Origin of the sequence: Pseudarthrobacter sp. CC4 (genome assembly GCF_048957775.1) — a bacterium.
Classification (GTDB): Bacteria; Actinomycetota; Actinomycetes; order Actinomycetales; family Micrococcaceae; genus Arthrobacter.
Window position 1 is genome coordinate 1 of the sequence record NZ_JARCCZ010000034.1, and the last position, 18,273, is coordinate 18,273.

Sequence of the window (18,273 nt, forward strand, 5' to 3'; positions counted from 1 at the left end):
CGGCGCTGATGGGACCGCCCGGCGACAATGGCCGGCCCGGACAGGCAGAACCCGCTGTCACTTCATATCGTCTAACCAAGCAGTAGCCTTCTCCGCGGCCGTGAAAGGGTCTCTAGGCCAGTCATAGTTACCTTCACAAAGGCAGTCGTGAATGGCTTTTATGCGTTCAGACGACATTGCGGTCGTTCCCCCAAGTGATAGCGCCGGCTGCTGCCAACAGTAGAAATTCAGGCTACAGTTCGGGACTGACAACCTCTCCCGAACTGTACGTCTGCGGAATTGCTCACGTCGAGTTTTGGAAAGTGCGGATCAACGACCGGGCCAGCATCGTCGCAACTTCTCCCGCTCCTCGATCGAGCGCTGCGCGGCTTACGGTTTCATCCGGTTCTAGGTGCAGCGGAGCGCTGCTAAGGTGCATTCCCACGCTGTTACGGGGACCGCGCCCGAGTTCTCCAACCGCCACCATTGACGTCGAAGTGATTCCCACGCCAATGGCAAACCTATCCGCCCCTGATACATCAACCTGCCCCGCTAACCGCAGCGCTGATCCTAGCCTCCGCGACAGATCGTTTAGATCCAGAATCGATCCCATCATGTCCCCCGGAAGCCTGAACGTCACAGTTGTCCCGCCAGATTTGCGGATCAACACAGCAGCAAGGGACCCGTCATGGGTCTCATGCAAACCTCCCCGACGTGAAGGCGCCGGAGAGCGAACAATGACGCCGCCTTCAAAGTGGTCGAATTCCACACCCTGAGCAGCAGACACAAGTCCAGCGTTTCTGACTTGCCCCGGCAGACCGGCCCCTACCTCATCCAGTAGTCGCGCTGAAACCGGCCGTCCGTGGATCGGGACAACATGAATCTCAAGGAGGCAACGTTCCGAGGACGAAAACTGGTTCCTGAAATCGTCTTCCAGAAGCCAGCGAACCTCAACGGTTTCTTGCAGGGGCTCGAAATCCAATGATTCGGGCGCAGCCTCGAGTTCGCGGATGGACGCCACTACAGCTTGTTGAAGCTCCGATACGTCGGAGAAGGCCTTATAGAAACGGCCTGATCCGTACTCGCCCAAACTCTTTTCAAACTGCTGCTGCTCTACGTCGAAGGTGCTGCCGCTCTTTCGAAATACGTAACGGGCGATACCGGCCCGTTGTGCTGCTACCCACTCGTCGTGCGTCGCCGACTGCCCAGTCTCCGGAAACACCGTTCCGTAATGAGGGCCGAGTATCAATAGGTAGGCATCACTGGATTCCACACCCTTGATGCATGCCTCTCTGCTTGGTGCTGATTGCGCGGAAAAGTCCTCGAAACGAACAGGCTCGTGCCCGAGCGCTTTGATCAGGCCTGGTAGCGCATCTCGCTCTACTTCCAACCCACGCCGAACGCTGCTAATGAAGATCCTCATTGGAACATTGTGCTTCACTCGGCGCACCAAATTGTAAGATGTAACGCCTGCGCCCTGAAGGAATCTACAAGATTAACTCTGGGCCCGGGTTTCCAGCACGGCCAGCACCTGGCGTGCTGCAGTTCCGGTAATCGGACCACCACCGGGAGTAGGGTCGAGCTTTGAATCCTGCAGAGGGCTGGAGCAGCGTAGGCGAAGGAGACGGGGAATGGATATAGCGGGTCTGCCTGACCGGATTGCTGCAGGAATACAGCTCCTCATCAGCCAGGATAAGCCAAAGCCAGGTGGCCTCAGCCTCGGAAAGTGCCACTACTACGCGGACGGCAGCAACAACTTCTGGGCACTGCTCTACGACTCCGGGCTCTCCTCGGAGGCGCTGACACGGCAGGACGACGAAGAACTTTCGCGACTGGGGATCGGTCTGACCGACCTGAACAAGTCAGACGAACTCGGCTCGGGCCACATACGGTTGGAGGCACTAGTGCGCGAGTTCCGTCCGCAATGTATGGCTTCAACGGCAAGGGTGTTGCCAAGGACTTCGTCAGACAGGCCGGTACCCATGAGCGCGTCGAGCTGGGTCTTCAGGACTGGAGAATCGCCGACACCGAAGTGTTCGTCCTGCCCAGCAGCTCGGGCCTGTACACGCACCCACTATTGCTGGGCCGGGACGAACTGCTTCTGGACAAGCCCGCTTGGTGGGCGCAGCTAGCGATGCACCTAGGGCGGCGGTCACGGGCAGGAGTAGCCGAAACCTGAAGCGGTCCTGGGTCGACACGGTTCCTCGCCGGAGTCGAGCGCGTAACAGTTACGTAGTCGGATCTGGAGAAGCCGCATACACTCCTCCAGTGCGCATCGAATTCCATTACCGGCGGCTCCTCCGAACAAGACGTTCATCCGTTTCGTCTTCGCCAGAAAGCAGACCCAAACACGGCATCTCTCAACCTCACACGAGTTAGGTATGCTGGGCCGAAAGGCAGGGGATGGATCGGCATGGCCAAACGTAAAGCAACAGCACTGGATGTGGCACGACGGGCGGGGGTGTCCCGCAGTGCAGTGTCACTGGTACTAAACGGCAGGGCAGACGGCAACGTCACCGCCGAACGCCAGGAGAGGGTGCTCCGCGCTGCGGCGGAGCTAAATTACACGCCCAACTCCGTTGCCGTCAGCCTGCGTAACCAGCAGACATCGACGATCGGCATCATCACGGATGACATCGTTACCAGCCCTTTCGCCGGTCGTTTGATCAGCGGCGCCTCACGCACGGCCTTGGCCCGCGGATACATGGTCCTCGTGGTCGACACAGAACATGACACGGCCCGTGATGGCGCTGCGGCGCAGCAACTCGTGCACCGGCAGGTCGACGGGATCATGTACGCCACCGGCAGCCTGCGCGAAATTACGGCCCCGCCGGCGATGCTCACCGTGCCCGCCGTTCTGGCCAATTGCACTGATACCGGCTCGCAGCTCCATTCGGTGATACCGGCAGAGATCGACGGCGGACGCGCGGCGGCGCAGTTGCTGCTTGACCTGGGCCACCGCCGCATCACCTTGTTGACCGGAACTCTCAGCTCCCCCGCCGCGCCGCAGCGTGAACAGGGTTACCGTGAGGCTATGGCCGAAGCGGGGCTGGGCCTCGAACAACAGCATGTCCACGCGACCGGATGGGACATCGACGAGGGCTACCGGGCCGCTTCCTCCGTCCTGGGCGGCAGAGACCGGCCGACGGCGATCATTTGCTCCAACGACCGGGTTGCCACCGGCGTTTTGCTCTACGCGGCGACCGCAGGACTGCGCGTACCGCAGGATCTGTCCGTAGTGGGCTACGACGACCAGCAGAACCTCGCTGCCAACCTTGTTCCCGCCCTTACCACGGTGGCACTTCCGCACGCCGAAATCGGAGCAGCGGCCATGTCCCTGCTGTTGGATGCGGTCGAAGGAAAAGCCCCGGCAGCTGAGCAAGTTGAAGCAGGCACTCTTTACATGCCCTGCCGGATCATACCGCGGGCGTCCACTGCAGCGGTCCCGGCCGGCTAACCTGGCGGACCGTTTCCGCAGCGCCTGGCTGCGGAAAAGTTATGCCAGGGATGACTCGCCCAGCCTCCGCGGGAGCCCACTGTCCGCGCTTCGTCAAGCAGCTCACGCTCGTAATTCAAGTTCATCTAGGCTCCAGCAAAAGTCTCACTTGACACGTGTTAGGTGCTCTATTTACCCTACTTAACACGTGTTAGGAGGAGCCGACAATGACGTCTGAAAAGACACCGGGGAACACACCCCCCTCGTATGCGCCGCGGTCCGGCAGCGGACTTTCGCAGCTCACGCGTCGTTCCGTGCTGGGCCTTACTGGCCTCGCTGTTGCGGGAGCCACGGTGGGCGCCTGGCCCCGACTGACCGGGAGTGACATTCCGGGCCGCGGGAGCAAGGCACTGAACATCGCCATCCTTGGAACGGCAGCAGATGCCGCGGCCCGGCAGGGCCTGGTTAACGCCTTTACCGCCGCCCACCCAGATATTCCGGTCCGCTTGCAGGCGATCCAAGGCGCGGACTGGAAGGATTTCTTTTCCAAGATCCTCACCATGGCAGCCGCCGGAACACCGCCGGACGTCGTCTACGTAGCCACCGAGGGCGCCCAGCTGTTCGCCGACAAGCTCGCCGAGCCGCTGGATGATTATGTCCGCCGGGACGCTGGGGACATGAGCGACTACTTCGATGATGTTCATCCGAGCCTGCTGGAAGCCTTCATGTACCAGGGAAGCCTGTACCAGCTTCCGCTGGACTGGAACGCGGCGAACATGTATTTGAATACCACCACCTTCGCCCAGGCCGGCCTTGACCGGCCAAAGGACGACTGGACACAGGATGACTTCAGCGCCACTCTCCGCGCCCTGCGGAAAGCGCGCCCGGCCGACTTCACCCCGTACTACTGGACCAACCGGCTTTTTGGCGGAGTCGTGCCATGGCTGTACGCCAACGACACCAGCTTCCTAACCGAGAGCAAGGCCCCCGGCGGGGAGTGGCTCTGGGACCGCTTTTATCCCAAGGACCCTGCCCGGGCGACCCGCGGCGGCGGGTATCAATGGCTGGCTCCCAACGCCGAGGACGGCCGGGTTATCGAGACCTTAGACTACCTGCGCGAACTCGTGTCCGAAGGACTGGGCGTGCGGCCTGAATCGGGGGGCGGCAACGCCCTCGTTGGCTTGTTCGGGAACAACCGCATCGGCACCACGCCAGCGGGTGGCTACTGGGCGCAAGGTCTGCACGATGCAGGCATGACGGCCGATCAGTTCGATGTGCAGTTCTTCCCCCGCTGGCGGACGCAGCGGCACCAGTTCGGCGCTGCCGGCTATGCGATCATGCGTACGGCGAAAGATAAGGACGCAGCCTGGGAATGGGTGAAGTTCTGCTCCAGCCGCGAAGCGATGCAGCTGGCCATTCCCAAGCCGAACACCACTCCAACCCGCCGTTCGATGGTAAATGAGTCCTTTTACGCCGCCACCGGGCCCCGGCATTGGAAGGTCTTTTACGACACCCTCGACAGGTTCCCCGCGTCCGGCCCGATACCCGCGCCGCCGCAGCAGGCCGCCGTCGAAACTGCCCTGATGAAAAACGTTTCCACCGCTGTCAGCGGCAGCTCCGCCGGCGTACGGACAGCGATGGGCACCCTGCAGCGCGATCTCGAACTGGCCCTCAGGAGGAACGCATGACCACCATTTCTACTACCCCACGCCACACCGTAAAACCACCGGCCACGCGCCGCTCGTTCGTCGAGCGACGGTTGGCGATGATTTTCCTTGCCCCGACGCTGCTGGGGATGGCCCTGTTCACCTTCCTGCCGATCATCGGCTCGCTGGTCCTGGCCTTCTTCCGCTGGGACATCATTTCGGCACCCCAATTCGTCGGTTTCGCCAACTTCGCTTCCCTGGCACAGGACCCCACCGTCCGCGTGTCCTTCCTTAACACCATCGTGTTCGTGGTCGTCGCAGTAATCCTTCAACTCGGCATTGCACTCAGCCTGGCTTCCATGCTCCAGGGCAGGATGCCGTCCTGGCTCAGGGTATTCCTCCGTTCCACCTTCTTCTTTCCCCTGGTGCTGTCTGCCGCGTCGGTGTCCGTCTTCATGCGGTATATGTTCAACGAACAGTTTGGCGTGGTGAACTGGCTCCTGTCCCTCATCGGCATTCCCGCAGTACCCTGGCTGACCAGTCCCGTGGCCTCCGCCGCCGTCGTCGTCCTGGTGTACGTCTGGCAGAACTTCGGGTTCTCCTTCCTCCTCTTCCTCGGCGCCCTGAGCAACATTCCGAAAGAACTGCACGAAGCAGCAAACCTGGACGGCGCCACGGGCTGGAAACAGTTCAGCAACGTCACCCTTCCGCTGATCAGCCCCACCGTGCTCGTCGCCTCCGTCATGGCGATCATCAGCGCACTGCAGGTCTTCGACCAGCCCTACGTACTGACCAACGGCGGTCCAGGGGATTCCACCCGCACCGCAGTCATGGTGATCTTTGAATCCGCCTTCCAGCAACTGGAATTCGGCGAAGCCTCGGCCATCGGCCTCGTACTGACCGTGCTGATCCTGGCCGTCACCGCCCTGCAATTCCGCCTCAGCCGCCGCTTCGTCTTCTACCAGTGAGGTCCCTTATGTCCAGCCAGACCCTGAACACCGGGACCAACGAGCATCCGGGTTCCACCGCCGGCACACCGGCCACCCCACAGCCCTACCGCAACCGCCGCCTGCCCGCCGCAGGAACCGTCGGCAGATACGCCGCGCTGGCGGTGGCTGCGGCGCTGACGCTCGGCCCCGTCCTGTGGACCCTGTCCACCTCGCTGCGAACGCCGTCGGAGTCGTTCAACCTGCCCCCGTCCTTCCTGCCCATCAACCCTGACTTCACCGCCTACCGGGAGGTGTTCAAGCAGATCAATGTCGGCCTCCTGGTCCTGAACAGCGCCCTGGTGACCGGGCTGATCGCGCTTGGCCAGATGGCCTCCGCCACTCTGGCCGGCTACGCCTTCGCCCGCCTGGACTTCCGGGGCAAGAACGCCATCTTCTCGCTGGTGCTGGCCACGATGATGGTTCCAGTGCAGGTCACCATCGTCCCCGTCTTTATGCTCATCCGTGGGATGGGTCTGTCCGATACCTTGCTGGCACTGATCCTGCCGGCCATTCCCACCGCCTTCGGCACGTTCCTGATGCGTCAGTATTTCCTTGGCCTGCCAAATGATTTTGCGGAAGCGGCCGCCCTGGATGGTGCCGGACCGTGGCGGATCTTCCGTTCCGTCTACGTGCCGCTGGCCGTTCCGGGCATGGCCATCGTCGGGATCCTTGCCTTCAACTTCCACTGGAACGAGTTCTTCCGGCCACTGATCCTTACTATCAGCGAACAGAATTTCACCCTCCCCCTCGGCCTGGTCACACTCCAAGGCAACCTCGGCACCGGGAGCATATCGGTGGTCCTCGCTGGAGTGATCCTGTCCATGCTGCCCGCACTGGTCGTCTTTATCTTCGGCCAACGCACCCTGCGCGAAGGCCTCACAGCCGGCGCGAGCAAATAGCACGCACTTCCAAAAGGAACCTCATGGATACACTCACCTCGGCCAGTACGGCAGCCACAACAGACAGCTACCGCCCGGCCCTGCACTACACGGCGAAGGACACCTGGCTTAATGACCCCAACGGCCTGATCTTTCACAACGGCGTTTACCACCTCTACTACCAGAACAACCCGCTGGGAAACGTCTGGGGCAACATGTCCTGGGGCCACGCCACCTCTACCGACCTGCTGACCTGGACCGAGCACCCCGTCGCCATCGCCTGCGACGAATACGAAGACATCTTTTCCGGCAGCATCGTCTTTGACCGTCACAACACCAGCGGATTCGGCAACGGATCCACTGCGCCCCTGGTGGCGATCTATACCAGCGCCTTCAAACCGGGCTCCGGGCATGAGGGCGTCCAGGCCCAGTCCCTGGCCTACAGCCTGGACGGGGGCTACAGCTGGACAAAACACGGAGGCAACCCTGTTCTTAACCGCGGCTCCGCCGAGTTCCGTGACCCCAAGGTCATCTGGTACGACGGCGGCGCGGACAGTTACTGGGTGATGGTCGCCGTCGAAGCCACAGACTTCCAGGTGGTGCTTTACAAGTCCCGCGACCTGAAGAGCTGGGAACTGCTGAGCACCTTCGGGCCGGCTAATGCCACCGGCGGGGTCTGGGAATGCCCGGACCTGTTTCCCCTGCCCGTGGACGGCGACCCGGACAAGGTCAAATGGGTCCTCACCGTCAACCTCAATCCCGGCGGGCCCAACAACGGCTCCGCCGGCCAGTACTTCATCGGCGACTTCGACGGCACCACCTTCACCTCCGCCAGCACCGTGACCGAAGGCCCGCAGGACCCGGCCCGACTGGGCGAATACCGTTGGCTGGACTGGGGCCGGGACTACTATGCCGCCGTTTCCTTCAGCGACGTCCCGGACAACCGCCGCCTGATGATCGCCTGGATGAACAACTGGGAATACGCCAACCACATCCCCTCCACGCCCTGGCGCAGCCCCATGAGCCTCGCCCGGGAAATTTCACTCCAGGCCCGCGACGGAGAACTGTGCCTGGCCCAGCAGCCCGCGGGCGACTGGACCGCCCTGGCCGGCACGGAGTCGTTCCACCTTTCCGGAACCACCATCCACGACGGCTCGCAGGTCCTGGCGGACGCGGCCGGCACCGTCCAGCGCATCGACGTCAGCTTCACCCCCGGAAGCGCAGAGGAATTCGGCCTCATCCTGCGCGGAGACGGCCTGAAGGGAACCCGCGTGGGCATCCGGCCCGAGCAAGCCACACTCCTCGTGGACCGGCGCGAATCCGGCAGGACAGACTTCCACGCATCTTTCAGCTCCATTGACACCGCCCCCATCCAGCCCAGGCAGGGGTCCTACGAGCTCACCATCTACGTGGACCGCTGCTCCGTTGAAGTCTTCGCCCAGGACGGCCAGGTCACCATGACCGAACTGATCTTCCCGGCGGAGACCAGCACCAGCCTCGCCGCCTACGCCGTCGGCGGCGCGGCAACCATCAACAGCCTCCAGGTCACTCAGCTCGGCTAGGGCAGCACCCAAAGCAAGGAACAAGACATGCACAACGGCCGGAAACCGAACCCTCCCGGGCAGGGGTTGGACGTCGTCGTCATCGGCGAAGCCCTGATCGATGTCGTCACCACCCCCGACGGCACCACAGAACACCCCGGCGGATCACCGGCCAATGTCGCCTACGGCCTGGCCCGCCTGGGGGTGAGCACCGGGCTGCTCACGTCCATGGGCACTGACCACCGTGGTGACGCACTTGAGGAGCACCTCACGGGCGCCGGGGTGACGCTCTTGCCAGGCTCCCGGTCACTGGAGAGAACGTCGACGGCGACCGCCACACTTGCCCGCGATGGCTCGGCGAGCTACGCCTTCGACATCGACTGGGATGTGGCGCCGCTGGATCCTGCCCTTACTCCGCCCAAGCTCGTGCACACCGGTTCGATCGCAAGCTTGCTGCCACCGGGCGCCAACTGCGTCAAAGCCATCCTCCAGGAACTCCGCAGCGAGTGCATCATCACCTACGATCCCAACATCAGGCCGGCCCTGCTCGGAACCCAAGCCGAAGCACGGCACACCTTCGAGGAACTGGTGCAGCTCACCAGCGTCGTCAAACTCAGCGACGAGGACGCCGCATGGCTTTACCCGAGGAAGGCCCTGGAGGAAACCGCCACACACATCCTGGGTCTCGGAGCAGAGCTGGCTGTCATCACCCGGGGCTCATCAGGCTCGTTGCTTGCCACATCCACCACCGCCCTCAGCATTCCTGCAGTGAAGACCCCCGTGGTGGACACCATCGGCGCCGGCGACTCCTATATGTCGGCCCTGATCCTGGGACTCCTCACCCGCGGAACCGGCGGCCTGGCCCCTTCAGTCCTCGACCAGCTAGGATGCACGGCGGCCGCCGCGGCCGCGATCACCGTATCCCGGGCCGGCGCCCGGCCCCCCACCGAAGACGAACTCCGCACACAGCTCCAGCATCAGCATCAGTCCCAGCTGCATCCGCACGCCTAGCACGAGCCCTCGGTGCGGCTGCTCTGATCGTCGGCAGCGGTCACCTCGCACGCGAAAATGTAACCCTTGACACAGCTCTAGTAACGCGCGTAACCTCTATCTATGCGCAAGTAACGCGCGTTACCCACCTGGCAGCACCACCGATTATCACCGGAGCATTCAATGGCGAAAACCACCACCTCGAACCATGCCGGGGCCGCGCGGCAGCGGGGTGTCACCATGAATGATGTTGCCAAGCACGCGGGAGTTTCCCGGACTGCGGTTTCGTTCGTGCTAAGCAACCGCGAAAATGCCAGCATCTCCGAAGAGACCCGCACCCGGATCAACGAAGCTGTCCAGGCCTTGGGCTACCGCCCGAACGCCGGAGCACGTGCACTGGCATCCCAGCGCAGTGACTGGTACGGGATTGTCACCGAGATCGTCACGGCACCGTTCGCCGTCGACATCATCAAAGGTGCACAAGACCAAGCCTGGCTCGACCGCAAGTTCCTGCTCATCGCGCCCTCCGACCAGGCCGATGCCGTAGGACCCAACCAGGGCCTGGAGGACGCAGCAACCGAAAAGCTGCTGGAGCAGCGCGTGGAAGGACTTCTATACGCAGCCACATTCCACCGTGGCGTGCACGTGCCCGAAACCGCCAAGGAAGTACCCACCGTACTGATCAACTGCTTCGACGCCGACGGGAAGCTGCCCTCGATCGTCCCGGACGAACGCGCCGGCGGCCGCACCGCCGTCGAACGTTTGCTCCGGGCCGGCCACCGCCGGATCGGAGTCATCAACCTGGACCCGGCCATTCCCGCAGCAATCGGGCGTTTGGAGGGTGCACGCGAAGCACTCGCCGATGCCGGACTCGAGCTGGACCCCGAGCTCGTGGTGCCCGGATATGCAACGGCCGACGGCGGGTATGAGGCCGCGTGCTGCATCCTGGACCGCTACCCGCAGGAGGACAGGCCAACCGCGCTGTTCTGCCTCAACGATCGCATGGCGATGGGCGCTTACGACGCCATCAAGGAACGGGGCCTGACCATCCCCGGAGACATCGCCGTGATCGGCTTCGACAACCAGGAACTGATTGCGGCCTACCTCAGGCCCAAGCTGACCACGGTTGCGTTGCCGTTTGAAAAAATGGGCGCCCTGGGAGTCCAGACGCTCGCAGCTCTGACAGCAGGACAGCCGATTATTGCCGACCAGCAATTGGTCGGCTGTCCGCTGCTAGAACGCTCTTCGGTCTGACCGCGAAATCACTTTCGAAGAGCAACCCCTCCCCCACCCCTTCACTTTGCTGATGAAGATAGGAAAGAGATAACCATCATGACACAACCCCGATTCCTGAGGGCTGCCCGCACCACGGCGGCCGGGCTGGCGGTGGGCGCACTGCTGCTGACCGGCTGTGCGGCCAACGGCAACAAAGCTGCCGGCACCGACGCCGCAGCAAACGCCAGCGCCTTCCTCACCATTCCGCGTGAGGACATGGGCACGTTCGTGCAGAACTTCAACCCGTTCGCCCCCACCGTCAACCCGATGGTCCAGCAGTCCATCTACGAGTCGCTGCTGATCTTCAACCCGGCCAAGGGTGACACCGTGCCGTGGCTGGCCACTGAATGGAAGGCCGCCGACGACGGCAAGTCCATCACCTTCACCCTGCGCGACGGCGTTAAGTGGTCCGACGGCCAGCCCTTCGTGGCCGAGGACGTCGCCTACACCTTCGAGCTCCAGAAGAAGATCAAGGGTGGCTTCGAGTACCTGGACTCCGTGAGCGCCGAAGGCACCAACAAGGTGACCTTCACCTTCAACAAGCCGTGGTCGCCGGCCCTGTACGACGTCGGGCACCTCACCATCCTGCCCAAGCACATCTGGTCCGCCCTCGCCGATCCGGAGAAGGACGCCAACGCCAAACCCGTCGGCACAGGCCCCTACACCGAGGTTGACAGTTTCCAGGCCCAGTCGTTCGTGCTGAAAAAGAACCCCAACTACTGGCAGCCGGGCAAGCAGAAGATCGCCGGTATCAAGATGCTCGCTTTTGCGGGAAACGACGGCGCCAACCTCGCCGCCGCGAACGGCGATGTGGACTGGGCCCCGCAGTACATTCCGAACATCGAAAAGACGTTCGTTTCCAAGGACAAGGAACACCGCCACTACTGGTTCCCGGCCACCGGCGCCATGATCAACTGGCAGCTCAACACCACCAAGGCACCCTTCAACGATGTCGACGTCCGCAAGGCCCTGAGCATGGCCGTTGACCGGGAGCAGGTCACCACGATCGGCATGAGCGGCTACGCCGAGCCTGCGGACTGCACCGGGCTTTCCGGCAACTACGAGACCTGGAAGAACAACGAGGTCAAGGAGAATTGCACCTGGACCAAGCTGGACGTCCAGAAGGCCAATGAGCTGCTGGACAAGGCGGGCTACCCGAAGGGTGCCGACGGCAAGCGCACGCTCAAGGACGGCAAGCCGTTCGAGTTCAAGATCTCCGTGGGCGCATCCTCTTCCGACTGGCTGTCCGTGGCCAACGTGATCGCACAGAACCTGGCAGAAGTCGGCGTCACGGCAAAGGTGGAGTCCCCGGACTGGGCTGCCGTGGTTGCCGGCTACGAGACGGGCGATTTTGACTCCGGCATCGTCTGGAGCGCCAACGACCCCAGCCCGTACAAGTATTTCAACGCCGCAATGGGCACGTCGACCGTCAAGCCTGTGGGCACCAAGACGTTCGACAACTACCACCGCTTCGGCGATGCCAAGGCTGACGCCCTGCTGGCAGAGTTCGCTGCAGAGTCCGACGAGTCCAAGCAGAAGGACATCGCCAACAAGCTGCAGGAAGAATACGACGACGCCGCACCGCTGGTGCCGCTGTTCTCCGGTCCGGAGTGGGGCGCCTTCAATGACACCCGCTTCACCGGCTGGCCCACCGAGGACAACCCTTACGCAACCCTTTCGGTCCGCTCACCTTCTACGGTGCTTGTGCTGACCACGCTGGAACCGCGCAAGTAACTCCCCACCGCCTCCCTAGCCTCGCTCCGCTTCGGCCAGGGAACCCGGGCGGCGTGGGCCCATCACGCACCACTGCTGGCCGCCGGATCATCCGGCGGCCAGCCCCCAAACTTTTCCGTAATTCCCGAATGGAGGGAAACCGTGCGCTTCATCCTGCGCCGCCTGGGTTTCTACCTGATCGCCTTCTGGGCATCCATCACCCTGAATTTCCTGCTCCCCCGATTCATGCCCGGGGACCCCGTCTCCCGCATGTTCGCCCGCTCCCAGGACAGAATGCAGCCCGAACAGATTGAGGCCCTGCGCAAGCTGCTGGGTGTTGACGACCGGCCCCTCTGGGAGCAGTACATCGGCTACATGACCAACATCTTCACCGGGCAGATGGGCGTCTCCATCTCCCGGTTCCCCACCCCGGTCACCGAGGTCATCTCGTCCCAGATCGGCTGGACCCTCCTGCTCGGCGGAACCGCACTGGTGATTGCCGCCGTCGTGGGTAACCTGCTGGGCGTCCTCGCCGCCTGGCGGCGCGGCGGCGCGATCGACTCCGCGCTTCCACCGCTGCTCGTATTCATCGGCTCGTTCCCGTACTTCTGGCTCGCAATGGGCGCCCTGTACCTTTTCGGCGTAGTACTGAACTGGTTCCCCATCCGCCACGCCTTCACCGCCGGCCTGGAGCCCGGGTTCACGTGGGAGTTCATCGGCGACGTGGGCGCCCACCTGGTGCTTCCGGCACTCACCATCGTGCTGGTCTCCATCGGCGGCTGGATGCTGGGCATGCGGAACACCATGATCGCCACCAACTCCGAGGACTACATCACCATGGCCGAAGCCAAGGGGCTCCGTCCGGGCCGCATCATGCTCCGCTACGCAGCCCGCAACGCCATGCTCCCGTCGGTCACAAGCTTCGGCATGGGACTGGGGTTCGTGGTGGGCGGTGCGTTGCTCACCGAAGTGGTCTTCGCCTACCCCGGCGTCGGATACCAGCTCCTCAACGCCGTCCAGGGCCTCGACTACCCGCTCATGCAAGGCCTGTTCCTGACCATCACCGCCGCCGTGCTGCTGGCCAACTTCCTGGTGGACATCCTCTACGTCCGCCTCGACCCGCGCGTGCGCAGCAACTAGAGGGAGCGATCATGACAACCGCAATCCTGAAGCAACCCGGCACAACGGCCGCCAAAACCCCGGCGGCCCGCAAGCCCAACCGCAGCTTCGTCCACGGCATCCTCACCAACAAGAAGGCCCTGGCAGGCATGGCCGTGATGCTCGTCTTCATCGCACTGGCCCTGCTGGCACCGGTGCTTTTCCCCGGCGACCCGTCGCGGATCACCGCGATGGCGTCGCTGGAACCGTCAGCCGAGCACTGGCTGGGAACTACAGCCAAGGGACAGGACGTGCTCGCCCTGACCGTCCACGGCTCCCGGAGTTCCCTCTTCGTGGGGCTCACCGTGGGCTTCGCGTCCACCTTCATCGGCATCCTGGTGGGACTTGCCTCGGCGTACTTTGGCAAGTTCATTGACGAAGCCCTGTCTCTGGTGACCAACGTCTTCCTGCTCCTGCCCGGGCTTCCGCTCCTTGTCATTCTTGCCGCGTTCCTGCCGCCGGGTTTGGGAACCGTGATCCTGGTCCTCGTTGTGACGGGCTGGGCTGGGTCGGCACGTGTACTGCGCTCCCAGGCCCTGTCCATCCGCTCGAAGGACTTTGTGGCCGCGGCCGTGGTTTCCGGCGAACGGGCCGGCCGGATCATGTTCCGCGAAATCCTGCCCAACATGGCCTCGATCGTGATGGGCACCCTGCTTGCCTGCGTCATCTACGGCATCGGTGCCCAAGCAGGCCTGGAGTTCCTGGGCCTGGGCGACGCCAGCACGGTCTCGTGGGGCAACAACCTCTTCTGGGCAGGCAACGAAGGCGCCCTGTTGACCGGCAGCTGGTGGGTGTTCGTTCCCTCGGGCGTCTGCATCGCACTGGTCGCCTTCGCCCTGGCCCTCATCAACTACGCCGTGGACGAGGTCACCAACCCGCGCCTGCGGAAGATCAAAACCCCGAAAGATACCGAAAGGAGCGCCTCCAAATGACCATCTCCCAAGTGTCCTTCGGCTCCCACGAACCCGTCCTGGACGTCAAGGACCTCACCGTCAAGTACATCGGGGACACCCGCTCCACCACCGCCGTGGACCGCGTTTCCTTCAGCATCGGCACCGGTGAGGTGTTCGGGCTCGCAGGGGAATCAGGCTGCGGAAAATCGACCATTGCCAACTCGATCATGCGGCTGCTCAAGGATCCCGCGAAGATCGCAGGTGGCAGCATTTCCTTTGGCGGCAAGGACGTCCTGGCCATGAGCCCGGAGGAGCTGCGGCGCTTCCGCTGGCAGGACGTGGCCATGGTCTTCCAGTCAGCCATGAACTCACTCAACCCCGTGCTGACCATCGGCGAACAGATCGTGGACATCTTCACCACCCACGCCGGCTACTCCCGCAAGGAGTCCCTCCGGCGGGCCGGTGAACTGCTGGAACTGGTGAGGATAGACCCCGCACGCCTCAAGTCCTACCCGCACCAGCTCTCCGGCGGCATGCGTCAGCGTGCAGTGATAGCGATGGCCGTGGCGCTCAAGCCATCCCTCCTGATCCTGGACGAGCCCACCACCGCGCTGGACGTGGTGGTGCAGCAGGAGATCATGGCCCAGATCAAAGACCTCCAGCGCGAGCTCGGCTTCTCTGTCCTCTTTATCACCCACGACATGTCACTCATGGTGGAACTCTCGCACCGCATGGCCGTGATGTACGGCGGCAGGATCGTGGAGACTGCAAAAGCGCAGGACGTCTACACCAACCCCTGCCACCCCTACACCCAGGCGCTGATGGGCGCATTCCCGCCGCTCACCGGCCCGCGGGTACTGCTGACGGGACTGCCCGACGGCGTGAAGTTCCGTAACATCCCGGACCTCACCGAGGCGGCACCCGGCCATTTCGTGGCTCCGCTTGGTGCCGACGCTCCAGTGATTGATTCCGCAGACCTGGCAGGAGCCGCACGATGAGCCACTCCCTGACATCCCCGGTGGCTGCGTCCACCACACGCACCCCCGCCCTTGAAATCCGTGGCCTCGGCAAATCGTTCCCCATTGGAGGGCTGTTCTCCCGCGACTCAGTCCGCGCCCTGCACGGCGTGGATCTGACAATCAACCGCGGCGAAATCGTCGCGCTTGTGGGAGAGTCCGGTTCTGGCAAAAGCACCCTGGCCCGCTGCGTTGCCCGGCTCGAGAAGCCAAGCAGCGGCGCGATCCTGATCGACGGCGTCGACATCCTCAAGCGCGACCGGTTCCAGGCGTCGCGTGCGTTCCGGTCCCAACTGCAGATGGTCTTCCAGGACCCCTTCGGTTCACTGAACCCGGCCCACCGGATCGAGCACTTCCTGCGGAGGTCGCTGGCGATCCACGGCAAAGGCGGCGGTTCCGCGGAGGAGACCGTGCGGCGGCTCGAAGAACTCATGACCACCGTGGGACTGCAGGCCGACATGCTGAATTCCTACCCGCACGAGCTCTCCGGCGGCCAGCGCCAGCGCGTTGCGATTGCCCGGGCCCTCGCTGTGGAACCCAAAGTCATCCTCGCCGACGAGCCCACCTCCATGCTGGACGTTTCCGTCCGGATCGGTGTGCTGAACCTGATGCGGAAGCTCCGCGACGAGCAGGGAATCTCCATGCTCTACATCACCCACGACCTCGCATCCGCCCGATACCTGGCGGACCGGACGGCCGTCATGTTCGCCGGTGAACTCGTTGAGGAAGGCGAGTCCCTGGACCTGCTGTCCAACCCCGCACACCCTTACACCCAACTCCTCGTTTCGGCTGTCCCGGACCCGGCCCGGGCAGGCTCCTACGATCCCGTCCGCCGGGCCGAACTACGGCAGGCGGTGATGGCTTCGACCACGTGCGCTTTTGACGGCGACCCGAACCGGGCCTGTTCAGCCGAAGAACCCGTGCGCCACCAGGTTGGAGACCCCGAAAACCGCCACTGGGTGCGCTGCCACCTCTACCGGCCGTGGGCCGGCGCCGCCGGCCATGCCCTGGCGGGCGAACCAACCCAGCCCAGCCGTCCGGCGTCGAACGCTCACGAAGGGGCTTCCGCATGACTGAACTGACCCACCCGCTCGCAACGGTTCCACAGGATGAACTGGTGGCCCGGGCCGAAGCCGACCCCCTCCGGCCCCGCTTCCATTTCGTCTCACCGGCCGGCTGGCTCAACGATCCCAACGGCGTCAGCCAATGGGACGGCACGTACCACCTCTTCTACCAGTACAACCCGGAGGGCGCGTTCCACCACCGCATCCAGTGGGGCCACGCCACCAGCACGGACCTGGTCACGTGGAAGGACCAGCCCGTTGCCCTGGAACCGTCCCCAGGACCGGACGCCGAGGGCTGCTGGTCCGGGGTCCTGGTGAACGACGGCGGCAAGCCCACCCTGGTGTATTCGGGGCGGTCCGAGGGCAAGGAGCTGCCCTGCGTCGCCGTCGGATCCCCGGACCTCCTGAACTGGACCAAGGACGCCGGAAATCCCGTGATCGCAGCGCCGCCGGCTGGAGTAGACATCACGGCGTACCGCGATCACTGCGTCTGGCGGGAAGGAACAAAGTGGCGGCAGCTGGTGGGTTCGGGCATCAGCCAGCGCGGCGGTACAGCGTTCCTGTACGAGTCAGCGGACCTGCGGCGATGGGACTACATCGGGCCGCTGTTCATCGGCGACGCCTCGCAGGGCGATCCTGCGGACACTGACTGGACGGGGACCATGTGGGAATGCGTGGACCTTTTCCGGGCGGGACAGGGTTCGCTGGGGTCCGCACCCTCCGCCGGCTCGCCGGACGTGCTGGTTTTCTCGGCATGGAACGACGGCGACACCCGCCACCCGCTGTACTGGACCGGCCGGTACGCCGGGGACAGCTTCGAACCCGCGGCGCTGCACCGGCTCGATTACGGCGGCCGTTTCTTCTACGCACCGCAGTCGTTCCAGGATGAGTCCGGCCGGCGTGTCATGTTCGGCTGGCTGCAGGAAGGCCGAAGTGATCTCGCGATGGTGGAGGCCGGCTGGTCCGGGGTGATGAGCCTGCCGCGTACCGTCACGGCGGCCGAGGACGGGACCCTCCGCTTCGCACCCGTACCGGAAATCAAGAAGCTGCGCCGGGACCATGCCGGTCTGCGCGGGCAGGTGCTGACCGGTGACCTGGTGCCCCTGGAAACCGGTGTCTCGGGCAGGCAACTCGACCTCGAACTGGACCTTCAACTGGCACCTGGCGCAGTGGTGCGGCTCGGTGTACTGGGCTCCACTGTCCCTGGCAGTCCCGGAGGCCCCAGCGAGGAGACGGTCATCGAGCTGCGCAGGGCGGCTGACGACACCGTCAATGGCACGCTCCGCCTGGACCGCACCCACAGCAGCCTTGATCCAGCCGTTGATGCGGAAGACAAGTCAGGACCCGTCCCCATGCCCGAAGGACGGGTGCACCTTCGTGTCCTCCTGGACCGGTCCGCCGTCGAAATTTTTGCCAACGGAATGCCGCTCACCGCCCGCGTCTACCCCACGCTGGGCGGGGACCATGTCAGCCTTGCCGCCGAGGGCACGGCACAGGTAGTCTCCCTCGACGCATGGACCATGGCCGACATTTTTGACGGTGCTCGGAGTCTCCTTCCCTGAACCGGGGCCATACACCACCACCAACTTTTACAGCAGCATCGAAGCTGCCCAGCAAGAAGAAGGAACCCATGCAAGATTCACCCGCGGTCTCCCGTCGGTCACTCCTCACCGGAAGCGGCGCGGCTGCACTCAG

General features: G+C 63.7%; 14 protein-coding genes. 13 read left to right on the forward strand and 1 reads right to left on the reverse strand.

The window, feature by feature from the left end:
• Positions 1-283: 283 nt before the first annotated feature.
• The gene (locus tag PV768_RS19250) at positions 284-1,402 is read right to left on the reverse strand and encodes a DUF4062 domain-containing protein (protein WP_421093930.1); all 1,119 of its coding nucleotides are present in this window, start codon (positions 1,400-1,402) and stop codon (positions 284-286) included.
• 990 nt (positions 1,403-2,392) lie between these two features.
• Here PV768_RS19250 and PV768_RS19255 point away from each other — a divergent pair.
• The 13 genes from PV768_RS19255 (at position 2,393) to PV768_RS19315 (ending at position 18,140) form a co-directional block, all read left to right on the forward strand.
• On the forward strand, positions 2,393-3,436 hold the full coding sequence (locus tag PV768_RS19255) for a LacI family DNA-binding transcriptional regulator (RefSeq protein WP_157238220.1): 1,044 nt from the start codon (positions 2,393-2,395) through the stop codon (positions 3,434-3,436).
• Positions 3,437-3,642: 206 nt separating this feature from the next.
• Positions 3,643-5,103, forward strand: coding sequence for an extracellular solute-binding protein (locus PV768_RS19260; protein ID WP_421093931.1), 1,461 nt, complete (start codon positions 3,643-3,645; stop codon positions 5,101-5,103).
• A complete protein-coding gene (locus PV768_RS19265) occupies positions 5,100-6,029 on the forward strand; it encodes a carbohydrate ABC transporter permease (RefSeq protein ID WP_421093932.1) in 930 nt (309 codons plus the stop codon). The genes PV768_RS19260 and PV768_RS19265 overlap by 4 nt, the downstream gene beginning before the upstream one ends.
• Before the next feature lie 8 nt (positions 6,030-6,037).
• Positions 6,038-6,949, forward strand: coding sequence for a carbohydrate ABC transporter permease (locus tag PV768_RS19270; RefSeq protein ID WP_157238223.1), 912 nt, complete (start codon positions 6,038-6,040; stop codon positions 6,947-6,949).
• A 23-nt stretch (positions 6,950-6,972) separates the two neighbouring features.
• Positions 6,973-8,490, forward strand: coding sequence for a glycoside hydrolase family 32 protein (locus PV768_RS19275; protein WP_421093933.1), 1,518 nt, complete (start codon positions 6,973-6,975; stop codon positions 8,488-8,490).
• A gap of 27 nt (positions 8,491-8,517) precedes the next feature.
• Entirely contained in the window at positions 8,518-9,480 is a 963-nt protein-coding gene (locus PV768_RS19280) for a carbohydrate kinase family protein (RefSeq protein WP_421093934.1), read from the forward strand.
• A gap of 162 nt (positions 9,481-9,642) precedes the next feature.
• The gene (locus PV768_RS19285; protein WP_321216082.1) at positions 9,643-10,713 is read left to right on the forward strand and encodes a LacI family DNA-binding transcriptional regulator; all 1,071 of its coding nucleotides are present in this window, start codon (positions 9,643-9,645) and stop codon (positions 10,711-10,713) included.
• A 78-nt stretch (positions 10,714-10,791) separates the two neighbouring features.
• Positions 10,792-12,468 (forward strand): ABC transporter substrate-binding protein, encoded by a 1,677-nt coding sequence (locus PV768_RS19290; protein ID WP_323057303.1) that lies wholly within the window; start codon positions 10,792-10,794, stop codon positions 12,466-12,468.
• A 141-nt stretch (positions 12,469-12,609) separates the two neighbouring features.
• A complete protein-coding gene (locus PV768_RS19295; protein WP_066275479.1) occupies positions 12,610-13,587 on the forward strand; it encodes an ABC transporter permease in 978 nt (325 codons plus the stop codon).
• An 11-nt stretch (positions 13,588-13,598) separates the two neighbouring features.
• Positions 13,599-14,537: an ABC transporter permease gene (locus tag PV768_RS19300; RefSeq protein WP_323057304.1), complete on the forward strand. Its 939-nt coding sequence runs from the start codon at positions 13,599-13,601 to the stop codon at positions 14,535-14,537.
• On the forward strand, positions 14,534-15,496 hold the full coding sequence (locus tag PV768_RS19305; protein WP_157238229.1) for an ABC transporter ATP-binding protein: 963 nt from the start codon (positions 14,534-14,536) through the stop codon (positions 15,494-15,496). The genes PV768_RS19300 and PV768_RS19305 overlap by 4 nt, the downstream gene beginning before the upstream one ends.
• Positions 15,493-16,587 (forward strand): ATP-binding cassette domain-containing protein, encoded by a 1,095-nt coding sequence (locus tag PV768_RS19310; protein ID WP_421093935.1) that lies wholly within the window; start codon positions 15,493-15,495, stop codon positions 16,585-16,587. Before PV768_RS19305 ends, PV768_RS19310 begins: the two co-directional genes overlap by 4 nt.
• Positions 16,584-18,140 (forward strand): glycoside hydrolase family 32 protein, encoded by a 1,557-nt coding sequence (locus tag PV768_RS19315; protein WP_421093936.1) that lies wholly within the window; start codon positions 16,584-16,586, stop codon positions 18,138-18,140. Before PV768_RS19310 ends, PV768_RS19315 begins: the two co-directional genes overlap by 4 nt.
• The last annotated feature ends 133 nt before the right edge of the window (positions 18,141-18,273 follow it).

Bases quoted from the DNA above. Each gene is read 5' to 3' on its own strand.
- PV768_RS19250 (WP_421093930.1), bottom strand. From the start codon at position 1,402: ATGAGGATCTTCATTAGCAGCGTTCGGCGTGGGTTGGAAGTAGAGCGA.
- PV768_RS19255 (WP_157238220.1), top strand. From the start codon at position 2,393: ATGGCCAAACGTAAAGCAACAGCACTGGATGTGGCACGACGGGCGGGG.
- PV768_RS19260 (WP_421093931.1), top strand. From the start codon at position 3,643: ATGACGTCTGAAAAGACACCGGGGAACACACCCCCCTCGTATGCGCCG.
- PV768_RS19265 (WP_421093932.1), top strand. From the start codon at position 5,100: ATGACCACCATTTCTACTACCCCACGCCACACCGTAAAACCACCGGCC.
- PV768_RS19270 (WP_157238223.1), top strand. From the start codon at position 6,038: ATGTCCAGCCAGACCCTGAACACCGGGACCAACGAGCATCCGGGTTCC.
- PV768_RS19275 (WP_421093933.1), top strand. From the start codon at position 6,973: ATGGATACACTCACCTCGGCCAGTACGGCAGCCACAACAGACAGCTAC.
- PV768_RS19280 (WP_421093934.1), top strand. From the start codon at position 8,518: ATGCACAACGGCCGGAAACCGAACCCTCCCGGGCAGGGGTTGGACGTC.
- PV768_RS19285 (WP_321216082.1), top strand. From the start codon at position 9,643: ATGGCGAAAACCACCACCTCGAACCATGCCGGGGCCGCGCGGCAGCGG.
- PV768_RS19290 (WP_323057303.1), top strand. From the start codon at position 10,792: ATGACACAACCCCGATTCCTGAGGGCTGCCCGCACCACGGCGGCCGGG.
- PV768_RS19300 (WP_323057304.1), top strand. From the start codon at position 13,599: ATGACAACCGCAATCCTGAAGCAACCCGGCACAACGGCCGCCAAAACC.
- PV768_RS19305 (WP_157238229.1), top strand. From the start codon at position 14,534: ATGACCATCTCCCAAGTGTCCTTCGGCTCCCACGAACCCGTCCTGGAC.
- PV768_RS19310 (WP_421093935.1), top strand. From the start codon at position 15,493: ATGAGCCACTCCCTGACATCCCCGGTGGCTGCGTCCACCACACGCACC.
- PV768_RS19315 (WP_421093936.1), top strand. From the start codon at position 16,584: ATGACTGAACTGACCCACCCGCTCGCAACGGTTCCACAGGATGAACTG.